Consider the following 19,739-nt stretch of genomic DNA (forward strand, 5'->3'; position numbering starts at 1 on the left):
AATGACTGATAAAGTCGCGGTACTGATGGGCGGTACATCCGCAGAGCGTGAAGTTTCCCTGGCGTCAGGTGCAGCTGTACTTGCCGGGTTAAAAGAAGCCGGTATTAATGCGTTTGGTGTGGATACAAAAGAGTACGCGGTTACCCGTCTGAAAGAAGATGGTTTCACCCGTGTATTTATTGCGCTGCATGGCCGCGGTGGTGAAGACGGTACATTACAGGGCTGTCTGGAACAACTCGGTATTCCTTATACCGGCAGTGGTGTCATGGCATCCGCACTCTCAATGGATAAACTGCGCACCAAGCAACTGTGGGCGGGGGCCGGTCTGCCGATTGCCCCTTATTTTGCCATCAATGCCGCCCGTTTTGCGGTTATCAGTGATGATGAATTACAGCAGGGTGTTGCACCCTTAGGTTTTCCTGTCATTGTAAAGCCAAGCCTGGAAGGCTCCAGTGTGGGAATGTCCAAAGTAGACAGCGCGGATACACTGCGTCCGGCACTGGAACTGGCATTCAAACATGACAAAGATGTTCTGATTGAAAAATGGCTGAGCGGCCCTGAATTTACCGTCGGGTTCCTCGGTGAGCAAATGCTGCCGTCTATCCGCATTCAGCCTGCTGCTGTTTTTTATGATTATGAAGCCAAATATATCTCGGATGACACGCAGTATTTCTGTCCGGGTCTTGAAGGCGCGCGGGAAACTGAAATCCGTGACCTAGCAAAAGCGGCGTATAAAGCAGTCGGCTGTGAAGGCTGGGGACGTGTGGATGTTATGCTCGACAGCGACGGACAATTTTATCTGCTGGAAGTCAATACCTCACCGGGTATGACTAACCACAGTTTAGTGCCGCAGGCGGCACGCGAGGCAGGCATGAGTTTCTCCGTGTTTGTGGCCAACGTCCTGGCACTGGCGGACTGATATGTCACAGGCTGCACTGAATATGCGTGAACCGGAGCCGGAGTTCGACGGTTCACGTCCCAGTAACGGCACTTATCTCTCCGGCCTGTTGTTTTTCCTGATTGTATTGGGAACACTGGTCTGGGGTGGTCTGATGGTGCTGAACTGGATGAAAGATGCAGACCGTCTGCCTATGTCAAAACTGGTTTTAACCGGTGAGCGTCATTACACGAAAAATGATGATGTGCGCAAAGCGGTATTATCCCTCGGGACGCCCGGCACCTTTATGACACTGGATGTCAGTGAAGTGCAGCAGCAACTGGAGCGGATCCCGTGGTTACGTCAGGTGACTGTGCGTAAACAGTGGCCTGACGAACTGAAAATACATCTGGTGGAGTATGTGCCTTATGCACGTTGGAACGACGCCCAGATGATAGATGACGCCGGACGGGTTTTCAGCCTGCCGGTGCAACTGACTGAAAAAGAATCCTTTCCCATGCTGTACGGGGCACAGGGCAGTGAAAAGGATGTATTGAAAGGGTATCGTGAGATAGCGCAGCAACTGGCAGGCGCGCAACTGAAGCTGAAATCAGCCTCAATGTCACCACGCCATGCCTGGCAGTTGGTTCTGGATAATGATATCCGGGTTGAACTGGGGCGCCTGGATACAGAAGAGCGGTTACGGCGGTTTATTGAGCTGTATCCGACGCTGACCCAGGTTCAGGATAAACGGGTCGATTATGTCGATCTCCGCTATGACAGCGGCGCTGCGGTTGGCTGGGCACCATTACAGATAGATCCTTTCGCAAACGGAAATCAGGACTTTACAGGTAAAGAAGGCAGGCAGAATAACAATGATAAAAGCAACGGATAGAAAATTAGTCGTCGGCCTTGAAATAGGCACCGCCAAAGTATCTGCGCTTGTTGGTGAAATTCTGCCGGACGGTGTGGTGAACATTATCGGGGCGGGAAACTGCCCGTCACGCGGCATGGATAAAGGCGGCGTCAATGATTTGGAGTCGGTGGTGAAATGCGTTCAGCGCACCATCGACCAGGCAGAACTGATGGCCGACTGCCAGATTTCGTCTGTCTATCTGGCGCTGTCCGGTAAGCACATCAGTTGCCAGAACGAAATCGGTATGGTGCCGATTTCAGAAGAAGAAGTGACACAGGAAGATGTGGAAAATGTCGTGCATACGGCAAAATCTGTCCGTGTCCGTGATGACCACCGTGTCCTGCATGTTATCCCGCAGGAATATGCCATCGATTATCAGGAAGGTATCAAAAACCCGGTCGGATTATCCGGCGTGCGGATGCAGGCAAAAGTCCATTTGATTACCTGCCATAATGATATGGCAAAAAATATTGTGAAAGCCGTTGAACGTTGCGGACTGAAAGTGGATCAGCTGATTTTTGCGGGACTGGCATCAAGCTTTGCCGTGCTGACAGAAGATGAGCGTGAACTGGGCGTCTGTGTGGTCGATATCGGCGGCGGCACAATGGATATTGCAATTTACACCGGTGGTGCGTTACGTCACACCAAAGTTATCCCTTATGCAGGGAATGTGGTGACCGGGGATATCGCTTACGCATTCGGCACACCGCCGAATGACGCGGAAGCGATCAAAGTCCGCCACGGCTGTGCGTTAGGGTCGCTGGTCAGTAAAGACGAAACGCTGGAAGTCCCGAGTGTCGGCGGGCGTCCGCCGCGCAGTCTTCAGCGTCAGACATTAGCTGAAGTGATTGAGCCGCGTTATACGGAATTACTCAATCTGGTTAATGATGAAATTTTGAAAGTACAGGAACAATTACGTCAGCAGGGTGTCAAACACCATTTGGCCGCTGGTATCGTGCTGACTGGTGGTGCGGCTCAGATTAACGGATTAGTTGAGTGCGCCCAGCGGGTTTTCCATACTCAGGTTCGTATCGGACAACCGCTGAATATAACCGGCTTAACGGATTATGCGCAGGAACCGTATTATTCTACAGCAGTAGGGTTACTGCATTACGGAAAAGAATCTCACCTGGTCGGCGATACCGAGACGGAAAAACGTGCCTCGGTTGGCAGTTGGTTTAAAAAATTAACGGGCTGGCTCAGAAAAGAATTTTAATTTGCATTAAGGCTGGCGATAATAGCCGCTATTGCCGCTATTAAAGAAAGGCACAAAACGGAGAGAGATTATGTTTGAACCGATGGAATTGACCAACGATGCGGTGATTAAAGTCATCGGCGTCGGTGGGGGCGGCGGTAACGCTGTTGAGCACATGGTCCGCGAACGCATTGAAGGCGTTGAGTTCTTCGCTGTGAATACGGACGCTCAGGCGCTTCGTAAAACCGCCGTCGGGCAGACTATTCAGATTGGTAACGGGATTACCAAAGGGCTGGGCGCCGGTGCTAATCCGGAAGTCGGCCGTAATGCGGCAGAAGAAGATCGTGAAGCTCTGCGCAGCGCCCTGGATGGCGCAGATATGGTATTTATCGCCGCAGGTATGGGCGGTGGTACAGGAACAGGTGCTGCACCGGTTGTGGCTGAAGTTGCAAAAGAGCTGGGTATTCTGACCGTTGCGGTCGTGACCAAGCCGTTCAACTTCGAAGGTAAAAAGCGCATGGCGTTTGCTGAGCTGGGGATCACCGAGTTATCCAAACACGTTGACTCACTGATTACCATCCCGAACGATAAGCTGCTGAAAGTGCTGGGTCGTGGTATTTCACTGCTGGATGCATTTGGTGCAGCGAATGATGTATTACGTGGCGCAGTACAGGGTATTGCAGAACTGATTACCCGCCCGGGTCTGATGAACGTTGACTTTGCGGATGTCCGCACGGTAATGTCAGAAATGGGTTACGCAATGATGGGTTCCGGTGCGGCACGCGGTGAAGACCGTGCTGAAGAGGCCGCTGAAATGGCGATCTCCAGTCCGCTTCTGGAAGATATTGACCTGTCAGGTGCACGTGGTGTGCTGGTTAATATCACAGCGGGCTTTGACCTGCGTCTGGATGAGTTTGAAACGGTGGGTAATACTATCCGTGCATTCGCATCGGATAACGCGACCGTGGTAATCGGGACATCTTTGGATCCTGAAATGAACGATGAACTGCGTGTGACTGTGGTGGCAACAGGTATCGGCATGGACAAACGTCCTGAAATTACGCTGGTAACCAATAAAGCTGTCCAGACCAATAACATGGAACATCGTTATGCTCAGATGCAAAACAGCATGACAACAATGGATGAAAGCAAATCCGTCGCACAGGTTGTAAACGATTCATCAACGCAAAGTAATAAAGAGCCGGACTATTTAGATATTCCTGCCTTTTTACGTAAGCAGGCTGATTAATTGCGAAAAGGTTTGCATCTCCGCTTTTTGTGCTAAACTATCTCCCCTGCCGTTAGTTTATAATGGCAGGTGAGACAGTTAATCAAACGGGACAGACACGATGATCAAACAAAGAACATTAAAGCGTATTGTTCAGGCTACGGGTGTAGGCTTACATACCGGCAAAAAAGTTACGCTGACAATGCGTCCGGCTGCGGCAAACACCGGGGTCATCTATCGCCGTACTGATCTTAATCCGCCTGTCGATTTTCCGGCAGATGCGAAATCCGTGCGTGATACGATGTTATGTACATGTCTTGTAAATGAAGATAATGTACGTATATCCACGGTTGAACATTTAAATGCAGCACTTGCGGGGCTTGGCATTGATAACATTGTTATCGAAGTCGACGCGGCTGAAATTCCTATTATGGATGGCAGCGCGAGTCCGTTTGTGTTTCTGTTACTGGATGCGGGTATCGAGGAGCTGAACAGCGCCAAGAAATTCCTTCGTCTGAAAGAAACCGTCCGTATTGAAGATGGCGATAAGTGGGCTGAGCTCTCTCCGTTTAACGGTTTCAGCTTAGATTTCACAATCGACTTTAACCATCCGGCGATTGATGCCAGCACACAGCGTTACGCGATGAATTTTTCCGCGGAAAACTTTGTGAAAGACATCAGCCGTGCGCGTACTTTCGGGTTTATGCGGGATATCGAATATCTCCAGTCCAAAGGGTTATGCCTGGGCGGAAGTTTTGATTGCGCAATCGTCGTTGACGATTACCGCGTACTGAACGAAGACGGGCTGCGTTTTGAAGACGAATTCGTTCGTCACAAAATGCTGGATGCAATTGGTGACCTGTTTATGTGCGGCCATAATATTATTGGTGCGTTTACCGCATTCAAATCCGGCCATGCACTGAACAACAAGTTATTGCAGGCGGTTCTGGCAAAAGAAAGTGCCTGGGAACTCGTCACATTTGAAGACGAAGCTCAGATGCCGGTTGCATTCCGTGCGCCGTCAACTGTACTGGCATAATCAGTGTAATGGCACCACAACTTGTTGCTCTCACACTGACACTCTTGTCACTGACGTTATTGACTAAATAACCGTCTATTTATCAGCTGCACCGGTACTCTCTCCGGCCAGTGCAGCTAATCTTTCCAGTCTTTTTCTCAGTTTTTCCGGGCTTCTCTGCGCCAGCGCTTTCAGTGCATTGGCACTTTCAGTACTTAACTGACGCCCCGGTTCCTCTCTTTTTCCGCTTCCACCCTGCAAATTGCTGTTTTTTTCTCCGGTTGATGATGATATTGACTCTGATTTCATCAATGACGGATTGATTTTGATGTCGATGGACGATAATGATGGTAAAATCTGCTGACGTAATGCGGAACGCAGTGCAGGAAGTTCGTAACGCAGGCGGGTCATCCAGCTTGCATTTGCTACTTCCAGTATTAACAGTTGCTTGCGATAATTAGCAATACGGCATTGTTGTTGCAGTTGTGCAGGCAAAAGCGCAATCACTGTACGGTTGAGTTTCAGTAAAGTGACCGCGCGCTGTTGAATGTTTTTAAGCGTATTATTATCCTGAGTGCCTTTTTCAAGCAGGCTTTCAAGGGAAACTGGCTGACTATCGCGCATCACATATACTCCGGATCTCGTGAGGGAAACACTATTTTAAATCTTTGGCGGCAACTTGGCAGGCGTTATTTCTGGTGCCATCTCTTTATAGGGATTGTGGCGACCGGTTTTGGCCTGCCTGCTGTACTGACTGGTGGTGATGTTACCACAGCCGGCGCAGGGACAACACAAAACCGCCAGAGCCAGGCATTATCCGCCTTTGACAGCATTTTTCTGCAAACCACATCACCGGCCAGAACATCACAGAGTGTTAATTACTGGCAGCAGCATGCAGTGCGTAATGCTATCCGTCAGATCTCGTTTGCCTTTTCCGGACAGGAAGACGCATCTGAAGATAATTTTCCGGTAAAAAACCGTCACGCCGCTTCTGCTCAGAATATGCTGGCGGCACTGCACGCTATTTTAACCAAATCTCCGGCACTGCCTGTTTACCATCCGGCAGCTATGCCACAGGAAATCCTTGCCGATAATCCGGTTCCTTCTTTTTCTGTTCAGTGGATAGCCCGTACGGGCGGGATCCGCGCCGGTCCCTCACAATCAGTATAATTCCTTTTTTTACCTGCTTTGTATACCGAACGTCATTCAGGATGCAGCTAACGAACCTGTGGTTTGAATGAATGAGGGTATAACCATTTTATTTACCGGGCCTGATTGAGCCTGAACAGAGATGTTTAAATATGCTAGTTAAATTACTAACCAAAATCTTCGGCAGCCGTAATGACCGTACTTTACGCCGCCTGAGCAAGTCAGTTGAAGCAATCACACGCATGGAACCTGAGTTTGAAAAACTCAGCGATGATGAATTAAAAGCAAAAACACAGGAATTCCGGGCACGTCTGGAAAAAGGCGAATCAGAAGAGCGTATTTTACCGGATGCGTTTGCCACTGTGCGTGAAGCCAGTAAACGTGTATTCGGTATGCGTCACTTTGATGTGCAGTTAGTCGGCGGTATGGTTCTCAATGAGCGCTGCATTGCAGAAATGCGTACAGGTGAGGGTAAAACCCTGACCGCAACACTGCCTGCCTATCTCAATGCACTGTCCGGCAAAGGGGTTCACGTCGTAACCGTGAATGACTATCTGGCACAGCGCGATGCCGAAAATAACCGTCCGCTGTTTGAATTTTTAGGGATGACGGTTGGTATAAACCTGCCGAATATGCCGGCTGTAGCAAAACGTGAAGCCTATGCAGCAGATATTACTTACGGTACTAATAATGAGTACGGTTTTGACTACCTGCGTGACAACATGGCGTTCAGCCCGGAAGAGCGTGTCCAGCGTAAACTGAACTATGCGCTGGTGGATGAAGTTGACTCCATCTTAATCGATGAAGCACGTACCCCGCTGATTATCTCCGGTCCGGCAGAAGACAGCTCTGAGCTGTATATGAAAGTCGATAAACTGATCCCGCACCTTGTACGCCAGGAAAAAGATGACTCAGACACATTTAAAGGTGAAGGTCACTTCTCTGTGGATGAGAAAAGCCGCCAGGTCACACTGACTGAACGCGGTCTGGTGCTGGTGGAAGAATTACTGTCAGAAGCAGGTCTGATGAATGAAGGGGAATCCCTCTACTCACCGGCCAATATTATGCTGATGCACCATGTAATGGCGGGTCTGCGCGCGCACTCTCTGTTTGTCCGCGATGTGGATTATATTGTCAGCGAAGGTGAAGTTATCATCGTTGATGAACACACCGGACGTACCATGCAGGGCCGCCGCTGGTCTGATGGTCTTCATCAGGCAGTGGAAGCGAAAGAAGGGGTGGATATTCAGAATGAAAACCAGACCCTGGCGTCCATCACATTCCAGAACTATTTCCGTTTATACACCAAACTGGCCGGTATGACAGGTACAGCGGATACGGAAGCCTTTGAATTCAGTTCAATTTATAAACTCGATACCATTGTTATTCCGACAAACCGCCCGATGATCCGTAAAGATTTACCGGATCTGGTTTATATGAATGAAGCGGATAAATTTGCTGCCATTATTGAAGATATCCGTGAGCGTACAGCCGGCGGGCAGCCGGTACTGGTCGGTACTATTTCTATCGAAAAATCAGAGCTTATTTCCAATGCACTGAAAAAAGCGAAAATTGAACACAGCGTACTGAACGCTAAATTCCATGCTATGGAAGCGGATATCGTTGAACAGGCCGGTCGTGCAGGTCACGTCACAATCGCCACCAATATGGCAGGTCGTGGTACGGATATCGTGCTGGGCGGGAGCTTGCAGGCCGATCTCAATGCCCTGGATGAGCCGACAGAAGAAAATATTGCTGCTGCAAAAGTGCAATGGCAGGCACGTCATGATGCCGTACTGGTTTCCGGTGGTCTGCATATCATCGGTACTGAGCGCCATGAATCCCGTCGTATCGATAATCAGCTGCGTGGTCGTTCCGGTCGTCAGGGGGATGCGGGGTCATCCCGTTTTTATCTCTCCATGGAAGATTCACTGATGCGTATTTTTGCGTCAGACCGCGTAACCGGCATGATGCGTAAACTGGGAATGAAAGAAGGTGAGGCAATTGAGCACCCGTGGGTGACAAAAGCTATCGCCAACGCACAGCGTAAAGTGGAAAGCCGCAACTTTGACATTCGTAAACAGCTTCTTGAATACGATGATGTGGCAAGTGACCAGCGCCGTGCCATTTATACCCAGCGTAATGATCTGTTGGACAGCCAGGATATCAGCGAAACTATCGACAGCATCCGTGGTGATGTGTATACAACAGTGCTTGATTCTTATATTCCGCCGCAGTCTCTGGAAGAAATGTGGGATATCGACGGACTGGAAAAACGCCTGGAACAGGATTTTGATTTACATCTGCCAATCAAAGAATGGCTGGATAAAGAGCCTGAGCTGCACGAAGAAACATTACGTGAGCGTATCCTTGAGCAAGCCATTGAGGTATACAAGGCGAAAGAAGAGGTTGTGGGTGCAGAGATGATGCGCCACTTTGAGAAAGGCGTGATGCTGCAAACTCTGGATACACTGTGGAAAGAGCATCTGGCGGCGATGGATTATCTGCGCCAGGGTATCCACCTGCGTGGTTATGCGCAGAAAGATCCTAAGCAGGAATATAAGCGCGAATCGTTCTCTATGTTTTCTAACATGCTGGAATCACTGAAATATGAAGTCGTTAGTACGATTTCAAAAGTTCAGGTTCGCATGCCGGAAGAAGTGGAAATTCTGGAGCAGCGCCGCCGGGAGGAAGCAGAACGTCTGGCACAGCGCCAGCAATTCAGCCACGGAAATGACAATGCGGCACTGATGACAAAAGAGGAAGCAGAAGTTGCCTCTGGTGTCCGTAAAGTAGGTCGTAACGACCCATGTCCATGTGGCTCCGGTAAGAAATATAAGCAATGTCACGGTGCGCTGAAATAATCAGCTCCCGGTAAAGGTTAAAACAGGAAGACGGGGAAACCCGTCTTTTTTATGTCAGTAAAACGGATTGGTAATCATGGAAAAACAGCACTTATTCATTGCCGCCGGTGTTATCCGTAACCCGGAAGGTGACATTTTTATTGCTCAGCGTCCGGCTGATTCACATATGGGCGGATACTGGGAATTTCCCGGTGGTAAGCTGGAAGACGGTGAGTCACCGGAACAGGCACTTGTCCGTGAACTGGATGAAGAGCTGGGAATTATCGCAACACCGGGTGTTCGGTTACAGACAGTAGAGCACGAATTTCCTGAACGCCTGATAACGATTTATTTTTTTCTGGTTGAAGAGTGGCAGAATACACCATACGGACGGGAAGGGCAGGCAACACGCTGGGTAAAACAGCAGGATCTTATTGCAGATGAGTTTCCGCCGGCTAACCGCGGTATTGTGGCATTGCTGACGAAATAACACGTTTAACTGTATTACAGACCGATGATGGCGGCTGTTGAACAGCCGCCCGCCGGCCTCAGTACGGAGATGTATCTTCCGGCTCACTCCAGGCTTCAGTATCAGAAAGATCACTCTGACTCGCTATCCGCTTCTCTTCTGCCGCCCATTCCCCTAAATCAATTAACTGGCAGCGTTTGCAGCAAAATGGGCGATAAGCACTCTCCGGCTCCCAGACCACCTCTTTTTTACAGGTGGGGCAATTGACAATAACGGCTTCAGACATAACGGATTTCCTTTTAACAACAGGCGATTTCAAACGGTAACTGAGTTGGTATTATACCGTGTTCGCTGTCCATATGCAGAAAACGTATTGCAAATCGCGATTTATGTCCTGAAACCTGCGGGTAGATCCGGTAGTCCACCGGAATACGCAGACGCAGTAAATCTGCACCTTCCGCATTATCCTGATAAAACCCGTTATGACTTTCGACCGCATTGAAACGGGTTGACTGGCGCAGCAGTGTCAACAGGCTGCCGAGTGCGTTCTTCAGTGGCTGTAAGCCTTCCAGCCAGCCGGCAAGCGTGGTGTCCCGCACATCCTGTGATAAATTAAGCCACAAATGAAGGTAGGGTAAATCAAAACCACAGCAGCCACCCGGTATACTCAGCCGCTGGCGGACGATAGCAATAATTTTATCGTCTTTCAGGTGTTGTGCTATGCGGGGAGCGTTGCTCAGTGCAGCGGACTGTTGTTTTAAATCATCAGATAAACCCTGAATAAGCGCCGGATCAGCATTAGGTGCTTCGGCCCACTTCATGAGTTTCTTCTGCTGTTTTTCCAGCTCTTTTAATATTTCGGAGCGGACTTCCCCGCGATCGGTCACTTCAATAAATTCAGCGGCAGCGCGAAAAAAGGCGAGGCTGGCAGGGAGTGAATCCAGTGGTGTCAGTGTATGCATCTGTTGCAGCGACGTTTCGATACGCAGCCATGAACGGGTTCGTTCGTTTAACGGATGTTCAAAAATGACTGACTGACAAGTTTCATTCATAGTGATCCCTATTTTGGCTGACAGGCCAAAGCTAAATATTGTTCATGTAATGCGCAGACGCGGGGCATCAGGGAATCATCATTATCATGATTCGTCAGTATATCGTCAGCAATCGCCAGGCGTTGTGCGCGGGATGCCTGTGCCTGCAACATTTTTTCAGCAAGCTCTGCGGTGATGGCATCACGGCGCATTGTCCGGGCTATTTGCTCATGTGGGTATACATCCACAACCAGTACACGGTCAGCAAGTGGTGCTAAATTATTTTCAGCCAGCAAAGGCACAACCCAGAGGGCATAGGGTGCAGTGACATTATGCAATTGCTGCTGTGTTTCCTGATGGATTATCGGGTGTAATAACTGGTTAATCCATGTTTTATCTGCAGGATTATCAAAAATTTTCCGGCGCAGGGCCGCTCTGTCGAGATGATTATCCGCAGTCAGTATGTCATGACCAAAGTGCCGGACTATGGCTTGCAAAGCGGACGTTCCGGGTTCAACGACCCGGCGGGCAATAATATCCGCATCAATGACGGGGACGCCGAGACGGGCAAACATATCGGCAACGGTACTTTTTCCGCTTCCGATCCCACCGGTTAACGCAACGATATAAGCCATTGTGTTCCTGTATTAATTGCAGCTATAGATAAATTGTACCTGATGAATTTAATTTCGCCTATGGTAAAAATAAATTAATACAGATGTATTTCACAGGATTGATATTTAATAACTCACAATAGTTTGTTCAGACTAAAATTTCACCTAGTTTGAATAATGGTAAATACATGGAAATTAATAATAGTGCGACGATAATTGCCAGCAGAAGAAATAAGGCAGGTTTAAGTAACTTAAAAAAATGTTGAATTTGATTTAAGGCGAGAGATTTAAACCAATCTGATGTATAGGTAAAAAAATGGTCAAATTTTCCGGTAGCTTCACCTGTCGCAATGAATTCACAGCATAATTCAGGAAACAGCCCGGACTGTTTAATTGATTTACTGAATGATTGTCCTCTTAGTAATTCAGCTCTGATTGTGGTTAAGGCGTGTTTGTAAAGCGGGTGTTCAGTAGTCATAATCAGGATGTCTATACCCGCTATCAGCGTAATTCCGGCTCGTTGTGTTATTGCCAGCATCTGAAATATTTGTGCGGTTTGAGTATAAATAATAATGTTTCCAAAAAAGGGAAAAGATAAAAAAAAGCAGGATTCTTTCGTTTTTATATATGTATATTTGTTCCGTAATACACGGTAAAGGGATAAAAAAATAACGATTAAACCTAAAAGGAGTAATAAGTTGTCAGCTATTATGTCAGAGAGAAAGATCAATTTTTGTGTCAGTAAAGGTAATTCTGCATTAAATGACTGATATATTTGTGCGAATTCCGGAATAACAAAGAGAAACATAAGTGTTATCATGAGTGTGCTGGCTATTAATAAAGTAACAGGATAGCGGATTGCTGTTATTAGTGATGTGCGGTGATGTTGCTGATCATGAATATGCTTTGAAATATGGTGTAAACATTCAGGTAATTTACCTGTTTCTTCACCGACAGTAATCATCCGGCAATAAAAAGAATTAAATATATCAGGATACAGACTAACTCCCTGAGTGAATGTTTTCCCCTGTTGTAATTGCCGCGTCAGGTCATCAATCACCTGTTTCCAGAGTGGCAGGCGACATTCATTGTGAAGTAATACCAGCGCCCTTAACAATGGCAACCCGGAAATAAGTAGTGTTGCCAGTTGTTGTGTGAAATGGGGTAAATACAATTTTTCTTTGTGTGAATATGCCATACGCCTGTGACAACGGAGTGAAACAGGTGTGATACTCTGCGAAATTAACTGGTGTACGGCTTCATTTTCTGTACGTGAGATAATAGTACCGGACAGGATCTGATTAAGTTGTGTCAGACCGGACCAGTGATAAAGCCGGAAAATACGCATAGCATCACTCCTGTTTGTCAGATTTCCTCAGATATCCTGCATATAATGAATTTCACTGAGTGTAGTTATGCCTGCCTCCGCCAGTTTGATACCTGCATCAAACAGGGAGTCAGGAGTAGTGCGGAGAGCGGGGGATATATTCTCAGTACATTCTGGTTCCCGCGCGTAGAACATTGCTCTCCCTGCGGGCGGGCAATTTTCTGGTGTCAGGAAGGCGAAGCATGCGGTGCGTCCGTAAAAACCGGAAAAACAGTCCCCGCATCCGTTTGCCTGCCATACGGTGATATTACGGGTTTCCCCGTTGTGCCGTGTTATGGGCACCGGCTCTGATACCGGTGTTTTGCAGTGGGGGCACAGAACCCTGACTAACCGCTGAGCGATAACCAGTTTGATGCAGGTCCGGATAAAATAGTCATCAATACCCAGTTGTTGTAAACGGGAAAAGGTATCTTCCGGCGAATTGGTATGCAGTGTGGACAGTACAAGATGCCCGGTATGAGCCGCTTTAATCGCCATCTCTGCGGTGGCTTTATCCCTTATCTCACCAACCATGATGACGTCAGGATCCTGACGCAGAAGTGCGCGCAGTATAGTGGCAAAACCCAGCTCAATTTTCGGGTTTATTTGTGTTTGCGTTATCCCCCGCAGCGGAATTTCTACCGGGTCCTCAACACTGCAAATATTCCGGTTATTTTGATTAAGATATTGCAGGCAGCCATAAAGCGTGGCGGTTTTACCACTGCCGGTCGGGCCTGTCAGCAGAATAATGCCCTGAGAACCATTCAACTGCGTGTGAAGTGTTGTCAACTGTGCCGTGGTCAGTCCGGATTTTTCCAGTGCCAGGTTTTGTGATGTGCTCAGCAGGCGAAGTACGATTTTTTCACCATAAATAGTCGGCAGTGTGGCGATACGCACGGCATAACGGACATCCCTTTCCAGCCATTCAAACTGACCATCCTGGGGTAACCTTTTTTCGGCAATATCAAGACCTGCAATAATTTTCAGTCTGATAGATATTTCACTGCTGATTTCCGGCGGTGGCGAGTTCAGTGTATGCAGTTGTCCGTCTATCCGCGCGCGGATCCGGTAGCCTTGCTGTATTGGTTCTATATGGATATCAGAGGCTCGTTTGGCAATGGCATGTGTCACCAGCTGATTCACAAAGCGGACTGCCGCAGATTGTTGCTCTGCGGGATAATAATCAGCATCAGGCCGGGGGGCGGGCTCTGCGGATGGTGAGCCTGCGGTCGGTGACAACGCAACGACGGGGACAGGTTGTGACCGGTGCCGGTTTGCCGGAGAACCTGTCACCGGTGATACGCCCGGAAAAAGTACCGGTTCCGGCAATGGCGTATTCTGCCGGCAGTAGGCCAGTTTTTCACTGTGCCATAATTCAATATCCACGCGTTTCCCCGCAAGGAAACGGATGGCGGAAACAACATCCCTGCGGGGTTGTTGTGCGGCGGCTATCCGGACCGCATCCGGATTATAGTCAATCAGCATCAGCTCATTCCGCTCACAGAGAGCATGAACCTCAGCAAATAAGAGCTGGTCTTCCCCGTACAAGTGGGTAACAGGAGATACAGTGCCCGGTTGCATAATGAATTCCTTTTCATATCAGTATGTTATTTTATGACATCGAGACAAAGTTTTTTCAGGCTTTCCTGAGAGGATTCACAGGCAGTTGTCCAGCGGGTGACCCCGTTTGCGTTGTTTCCGGCAGGTGTTGCGGTAAGTGTGAGTGACGCGAGTGAACTGTTTCCCTCCGCTGAGATAACCCCGTTTTCAGCTTTAATCGTCCTGAGGTAACGTCCCGGAGAATCCTCAGGAATCGTTCCCTGACCACTGTTGCATCCGGCAAATAACGGGCTGTCAAAACTGCACAGCTCAATGCCGGTTTTAAATGCAGTGATTGTGCGTAAAACATCGATAAGTGCGGCTTTGCGAATATAGTTTTGATAGCCGGGAACGGCTATTGCACTGAGAACAGCGACAATGGCAATAACGACCATCACTTCAATTAAGGTAAATCCATGTTGATTCATATTGGCTCCTTTGTATGTGAACGGGTTACTTAATTAGCGTGATGCACTTTATTCAATGACGGATCAGCAAAAAAGAGAGGTATATGTTTTTTTCGGTGCTGATGGAAAACTGTGATGTAATAATGAAATTCAGCAAAAATTTTTGCGTTCTGAGCCGCAGAAAAAAGCGCGGGAAATTCAGGATATTCCTGACGGCTGATCCGTTGCGTATACTGAGCAGCACAAATTTGTACTTACTATCCGGTTCAGCAGACCGACGCTATTCACAGGAGAGCAGATGGAGATTCAGGAAGGCAGACTGACAGCCGCCCGGCAGGTTATTTCACCGCACTGTGATACCCGCCCGGCAGATACGGTTCCCCGTCTGTTGGTTATCCACAATATCAGTCTGCCGCCGGGGCAATTCGGCGGCCCGTATATTGATCAGCTTTTTCAGGGAAAACTGGACCCGGATGCGCATCCGTTTTTTGCTGAAATTCAGGCTCTGCGGGTATCAGCACACTGTCTTATCCGTCGTACCGGGGAGATTGTTCAGTATGTTCCGTTTCATAAGCGCGCCTGGCATGCGGGGCTTTCCTGTTACCGGGGAGCCGAAAAGTGTAATGATTTTTCTGTCGGAATTGAACTGGAAGGGACGGATACACAGGCGTTTACGGATGAGCAGTATCAGTCGCTGGCGCAGGTGACACGGGTGCTTTTATCTTACTATCCGCAAATAAAAGGTCACATTACCGGACACAGTGATATTGCCCCCGGGCGTAAGACGGATCCGGGCCCGTATTTTGACTGGAATCGATACCGGAAGTCATTGGTACAGACAGATACGCCTGCCACATTGCCGGTAAAATAGCGCAGAGACGGGTAAAAAAGGAGAAGTGAAAAACTACCTGTTTATGTATTTCCGGCTAATATCATTACTGCGGCAACATATTGTCAGATTTATACCCTTATTCATTCAAACTGCAGGTTCGTTGGCTGCACCCGGCCTGCATCTTGAATGACGTTGGGTATATATTTTGATTAATGATAGTTGCGGGCGTTGCAGGTAAGTAAGTATAACAACCGGTGATATCGGTGCTTATTTCGGACAGCTAAAAATGCACAATAAAAGATTAAATATTCATTTGATTGGTTACTGTAACGGTTCAGTTTGCGTATTTATCTGATTTTTAAACGTTAAATTTCGTAACATTTGCGATGCGACATGTAGCCGTATCGGTTATCAATTTATGCTAATTTTTAAAATAAATTGTTAAAACTTGCAGGTTTTTATGATTTAGCTCAAGGTCTTTATAGACAGTAGGTGAATACTTTGTTACTTTAAGTGCCTGTAAAAAGGAATTGGTATTACCAATTGACTACAAACCCATTAAGCACTATTTATCCATACCGATGGTTCTGATGCAATTATGGCTTACAGCAAAATCCGCCAACCTAAATTAGCCGACGTGATCGAACGGCGTCTGGAACACTTAATCCTCGATGGCTCTTTAAGCCCGGGGGAGAAGCTTCCGCCTGAACGCGAGCTGGCCAAACAGTTCGATGTCTCACGTCCCTCACTGCGCGAAGCAATTCAAAAACTTGAAGCGAAAGGCTTTTTGCTGCGCAGACAAGGCGGCGGCACATTTGTACAGAATAATCTCTGGCAAAGCTTCAGCGACCCGTTGGTCCAATTGCTTGAAGGGCATCCTGAATCCCAGTTTGATCTGCTTGAAACCCGTCATGCCCTCGAGGGTATTGCTGCTTATTATGCGGCACTGCGCGGAACTGAAGCCGATTTTATCCGTATCCGCAGCAGCCATCAGGCGATTATTGATGCCAGTAATGAAGGCAATGTGGATACCGAATCTCACGCGGTACTCCAATATCAGCTGATTGTGACTGAAGCGGCACATAATGTTGTGCTTCTGCATTTATTACGCAGTATGGTGCCGATGCTGGAAAAAAATATCCGGCAGAATTTTGAATTTCTTTATACCCGGAAAGAGATGCTGACGATGGTCAGTGAGCACCGGGAGCAGGTTTTCCAGGCCATCATGGGACGGTCGCCGGAGAAGGCGAGGGAAGCATCCCACCGTCATCTGGCGTTCCTGGAAGATGTATTGCTGGATATGAGCCGTGAACATACCCGACGGGAACGTTCATTGCGCCGTCTTCAGCAGTACATGGAATAAGTAACATTTTTGGGGTTTACAGATCCGAATGCTGCGTCTGTAAGCTGACCTTAGCATCAGCGGCAATATATAGCCGGGCCTATCTTCACGTCGCCCGTCACGGATGGCGTGAAACGTGAAGATAGGCTCCGAATACATCAGAAACAAATAAACTATAAGGAATACACCATGTCAGACATTTTGAACAATGACGTGGATCCGATCGAAACTCGCGACTGGTTACAGGCGATCGAATCGGTCATCCGTGAAGAAGGTGTTGAGCGTGCACAGTTCCTGATCGATCAGGTTCTGAATACTGCACGTCAGGGCGGTGTTAGTGTTGCAGCAGGTGCTGTAAACCGTAACTACATCAACACGATTCCTGTTGAGGATGAACCAGCTTACCCGGGCAACCTTGAGCTGGAGCGCCGGATTCGTTCTGCTATCCGCTGGAATGCGGTCATGATGGTTCTGCGTGCATCCAAGAAAGACCTGGATCTGGGCGGCCATATGGCATCTTACCAGTCTGCTGCAACCATGTATGAAGTGTGCTTTAACCACTTCTTCCGTGCGCAGAACGCGAAAGACGGCGGTGATGTTATTTTCTTCCAGGGCCATTTAAGCCCGGGTTACTACGCACGCGCATTTATGGAAGGTCGTCTGACTGAAGAGCAACTGAACAACTTCCGTCAGGAAATTGACGGTAAAGGTCTGCCTTCATATCCGCACCCTAAACTGATGCCAAACTTCTGGCAGTTCCCGACTGTTTCTATGGGTCTGGGGCCGCTGTCTGCAATTTATCAGGCTAAATTCCTGAAATACCTTGATAACCGTGGTCTGAAAGACACCTCAGAACAAACCGTTTATGCCTTCCTGGGCGACGGTGAGATGGATGAGCCGGAATCTAAAGGTGCGATTAACATCGCAGTCCGTGAAAGCCTGGATAACCTGATTTTTGTTATCAACTGTAACCTGCAGCGCCTTGACGGCCCTGTAAACGGTAACGGTAAAATTGTTAACGAAATGGAAGGTATGTTCTCCGGCGCGGGCTGGCAGGTCATTAAAGTCATGTGGGGCGGTCGCTGGGATGAACTGCTGAAGAAAGATACCAGCGGTAAACTTATCCAGCTGATGAACGAAACCGTTGATGGTGACTACCAGACCTTCAAATCAAAAAACGGTGCTTACGTTCGCGAAAACTTCTTCAATCGTTATCCGGAAACAGCTGCATTAGTCAAAGACTGGACTGATGAGCAGATCTTCGCACTGAACCGCGGTGGTCACGATCCTAAGAAAATGTTCGCAGCACTGAAAAAAGCGCATGACACCAAAGGCAAACCAACACTGATCCTGGCCCAGACCGTTAAAGGTTATGGTATGGGTGACACTGCTGAAGGTAAAAACATCGCGCACCAGGTGAAGAAAATGAACATGGAAGGCGTCCGCCATCTCCGTGATCGTTTCGACATCAATGTTGCTGATGACCAACTGGAAAAACTGCCGTTCATCAAGTTTGACGAAAACTCTGAAGAGCAGAAATACATGATGTCACATCGTGAAGCGCTGCATGGTTCAGTTCCTTCACGTCGTTCGCACTTTGATGAAAAACTGGATATTCCTGCACTGAGCGATTTCAGCCAGTTATTGGAAGAGCAGAATAAAGACATCTCCACCACCATTGCATTCGTGCGCGCACTGAACGTAATGCTGAAAAACAAATCCATCAAAGAGCGTATCGTTCCGATTGTTGCGGATGAAGCACGTACCTTTGGTATGGAAGGTCTGTTCCGTCAGATCGGTATTTACAACTCGAAAGGTCAGCTGTACACCCCGCAGGACCGTGAGCAGGTTGCCTATTACCGTGAAGATGTGAAAGGTCAGATTCTGCAGGAAGGTATCAACGAACTGGGTGCCGGCGCATCCTGGTTAGCGGCTGCGACATCTTACAGCACCAATAACCTGCCGATGATCCCGTTCTACATTTACTATTCAATGTTCGGTTTCCAGCGTATCGGTGACCTGATGTGGATGGCAGGCGACCAGCAGGCGCGCGGCTTCCTGATCGGCGGTACTTCCGGTCGTACCACTCTGAATGGTGAAGGCTTACAGCATGAAGATGGTCACAGCCACATTCAGTCGCTGACTATTCCTAACTGCCTCTCTTATGACCCGTCTTTCGCCTATGAAGTTGCGGTTATCATGCAGAATGGTTTAGAGCGCATGTATGGTGAAGCTCAGGAAAACATCTATTACTACATCACCACACTGAACGAAAACTATCACATGCCTGCTATGCCGGAAGGTGTCGAGGAAGGTATCCGTAAAGGTATCTATAAACTCGAAACACTGACAGGCGACAAAGGTAAAGTTCAGTTACTGGGTTCAGGTGCGATTCTGCGTCACGTGCGTGAAGCAGGTCAGATCCTGTCTTCTGAGTACGGCATCAGCTCTGATATCTACAGTGTTACCTCGTTCACCGAGCTGGCACGCGAAGGTCAGGATTGTGATCGCTGGAATATGCTGCATCCGTCAGAAACACCACGCGTGCCTTACATTGCTCAGGTGATGAATAACGCACCAGCGGTTGCATCTACTGACTGGATGAAACTGTACGCTGAACAGGTTCGTTCTTATGTGCCTGCAAGCGACTACCGCGTTCTGGGTACTGATGGTTATGGTCGTTCAGACAGCCGCGATAATCTGCGTCATCACTTTGAAATTGATGCCGGTTATGTTGTTGTTGCTGCACTGGGTGAACTGGCTAAACGTGGCGAAGTTGAAGTGAAAGTGGTTGAAGAAGCCATTAAGAAATTCAGCATCAATCCGGAAAAAGTTAACCCGCGCGTGGCATAA

General features: G+C 48.2%; 18 protein-coding genes. 11 read left to right on the top strand and 7 right to left on the bottom strand.

The features are described 5' to 3' along the window. Position 1 precedes the first annotated feature (1 nt). From ACMHKJ_RS07370 to lpxC, 5 genes are all read left to right on the top strand, one after another. On the top strand, positions 2-919 hold the full coding sequence (locus tag ACMHKJ_RS07370; protein WP_413492809.1) for a D-alanine--D-alanine ligase: 918 nt from the start codon (positions 2-4) through the stop codon (positions 917-919). Position 920: 1 nt separating this feature from the next. Further along, on the top strand, positions 921-1,772 hold the full coding sequence (gene ftsQ / locus ACMHKJ_RS07375; protein ID WP_413492810.1) for a cell division protein FtsQ: 852 nt from the start codon (positions 921-923) through the stop codon (positions 1,770-1,772). After that, on the top strand, positions 1,753-3,009 hold the full coding sequence (ftsA, locus tag ACMHKJ_RS07380; RefSeq protein WP_413492811.1) for a cell division protein FtsA: 1,257 nt from the start codon (positions 1,753-1,755) through the stop codon (positions 3,007-3,009). Before ftsQ ends, ftsA begins: the two co-directional genes overlap by 20 nt. A 70-nt stretch (positions 3,010-3,079) precedes the next feature. Beyond that, positions 3,080-4,237, top strand: coding sequence for a cell division protein FtsZ (ftsZ, locus tag ACMHKJ_RS07385; protein WP_413492812.1), 1,158 nt, complete (start codon positions 3,080-3,082; stop codon positions 4,235-4,237). 100 nt (positions 4,238-4,337) lie between these two features. Next, positions 4,338-5,255 carry a UDP-3-O-acyl-N-acetylglucosamine deacetylase gene (gene lpxC, locus ACMHKJ_RS07390; protein WP_067360536.1) on the top strand — a complete coding sequence of 306 codons (918 nt, stop codon included), beginning with the start codon at positions 4,338-4,340 and terminating at the stop codon, positions 5,253-5,255. 75 nt (positions 5,256-5,330) lie between these two features. On the opposite strand, the gene ACMHKJ_RS07395 is transcribed toward lpxC, so the two are convergent. Beyond that, positions 5,331-5,858 (bottom strand): DUF721 domain-containing protein, encoded by a 528-nt coding sequence (locus tag ACMHKJ_RS07395; protein ID WP_413492813.1) that lies wholly within the window; start codon positions 5,856-5,858, stop codon positions 5,331-5,333. On the opposite strand from ACMHKJ_RS07395, the gene secM reads away from it, so the two are divergent. The 3 genes from secM to mutT all read left to right on the top strand — a co-directional run bounded on the left by secM (position 5,778) and on the right by mutT (position 9,716). After that, positions 5,778-6,404 (top strand): secA translation cis-regulator SecM, encoded by a 627-nt coding sequence (secM, locus tag ACMHKJ_RS07400; protein WP_413492814.1) that lies wholly within the window; start codon positions 5,778-5,780, stop codon positions 6,402-6,404. The genes ACMHKJ_RS07395 and secM overlap by 81 nt on opposite strands. A 131-nt stretch (positions 6,405-6,535) precedes the next feature. Beyond that, positions 6,536-9,247 (top strand): preprotein translocase subunit SecA, encoded by a 2,712-nt coding sequence (gene secA / locus ACMHKJ_RS07405; protein WP_413492815.1) that lies wholly within the window; start codon positions 6,536-6,538, stop codon positions 9,245-9,247. Between the two features lie 76 nt (positions 9,248-9,323). Continuing rightward, positions 9,324-9,716, top strand: coding sequence for an 8-oxo-dGTP diphosphatase MutT (gene mutT, locus ACMHKJ_RS07410; RefSeq protein WP_413492816.1), 393 nt, complete (start codon positions 9,324-9,326; stop codon positions 9,714-9,716). Between the two features lie 58 nt (positions 9,717-9,774). On the opposite strand, the gene yacG is transcribed toward mutT, so the two are convergent. The 6 genes from yacG to ppdD all read right to left on the bottom strand — a co-directional run bounded on the left by yacG (position 9,775) and on the right by ppdD (position 14,733). Continuing rightward, positions 9,775-9,981: a DNA gyrase inhibitor YacG gene (gene yacG, locus ACMHKJ_RS07415; RefSeq protein WP_067404620.1), complete on the bottom strand. Its 207-nt coding sequence runs from the start codon at positions 9,979-9,981 to the stop codon at positions 9,775-9,777. 13 nt (positions 9,982-9,994) lie between these two features. Further along, the gene (zapD, locus tag ACMHKJ_RS07420; protein ID WP_413492817.1) at positions 9,995-10,747 is read right to left on the bottom strand and encodes a cell division protein ZapD; all 753 of its coding nucleotides are present in this window, start codon (positions 10,745-10,747) and stop codon (positions 9,995-9,997) included. Between the two features lie 8 nt (positions 10,748-10,755). Further along, entirely contained in the window at positions 10,756-11,361 is a 606-nt protein-coding gene (gene coaE / locus ACMHKJ_RS07425) for a dephospho-CoA kinase (RefSeq protein WP_413492818.1), read from the bottom strand. A gap of 127 nt (positions 11,362-11,488) precedes the next feature. Further along, a complete protein-coding gene (locus tag ACMHKJ_RS07430; protein ID WP_413492819.1) occupies positions 11,489-12,688 on the bottom strand; it encodes a type II secretion system F family protein in 1,200 nt (399 codons plus the stop codon). A gap of 27 nt (positions 12,689-12,715) precedes the next feature. Beyond that, positions 12,716-14,287: an ATPase, T2SS/T4P/T4SS family gene (locus tag ACMHKJ_RS07435; RefSeq protein WP_413492820.1), complete on the bottom strand. Its 1,572-nt coding sequence runs from the start codon at positions 14,285-14,287 to the stop codon at positions 12,716-12,718. A gap of 26 nt (positions 14,288-14,313) precedes the next feature. Next, positions 14,314-14,733 carry a prepilin peptidase-dependent pilin gene (gene ppdD / locus ACMHKJ_RS07440; RefSeq protein WP_413492821.1) on the bottom strand — a complete coding sequence of 140 codons (420 nt, stop codon included), beginning with the start codon at positions 14,731-14,733 and terminating at the stop codon, positions 14,314-14,316. A gap of 277 nt (positions 14,734-15,010) precedes the next feature. Here ppdD and ampD point away from each other — a divergent pair, with 277 nt between their 5' ends. The 3 genes from ampD to aceE all read left to right on the top strand — a co-directional run bounded on the left by ampD (position 15,011) and on the right by aceE (position 19,739). Beyond that, positions 15,011-15,583, top strand: a complete 573-nt coding sequence (ampD, locus tag ACMHKJ_RS07445; RefSeq protein ID WP_413492822.1) for a 1,6-anhydro-N-acetylmuramyl-L-alanine amidase AmpD — start codon at positions 15,011-15,013, stop codon at positions 15,581-15,583. A gap of 559 nt (positions 15,584-16,142) precedes the next feature. Further along, positions 16,143-16,907, top strand: a complete 765-nt coding sequence (gene pdhR / locus ACMHKJ_RS07450; protein WP_413492823.1) for a pyruvate dehydrogenase complex transcriptional repressor PdhR — start codon at positions 16,143-16,145, stop codon at positions 16,905-16,907. A gap of 168 nt (positions 16,908-17,075) precedes the next feature. Further along, positions 17,076-19,739 (top strand): pyruvate dehydrogenase (acetyl-transferring), homodimeric type, encoded by a 2,664-nt coding sequence (gene aceE, locus ACMHKJ_RS07455; RefSeq protein WP_413492824.1) that lies wholly within the window; start codon positions 17,076-17,078, stop codon positions 19,737-19,739.

This window comes from Morganella psychrotolerans, from assembly GCF_965118875.1.
Lineage (GTDB): Bacteria > Pseudomonadota > Gammaproteobacteria > Enterobacterales > Enterobacteriaceae > Morganella > Morganella psychrotolerans_C.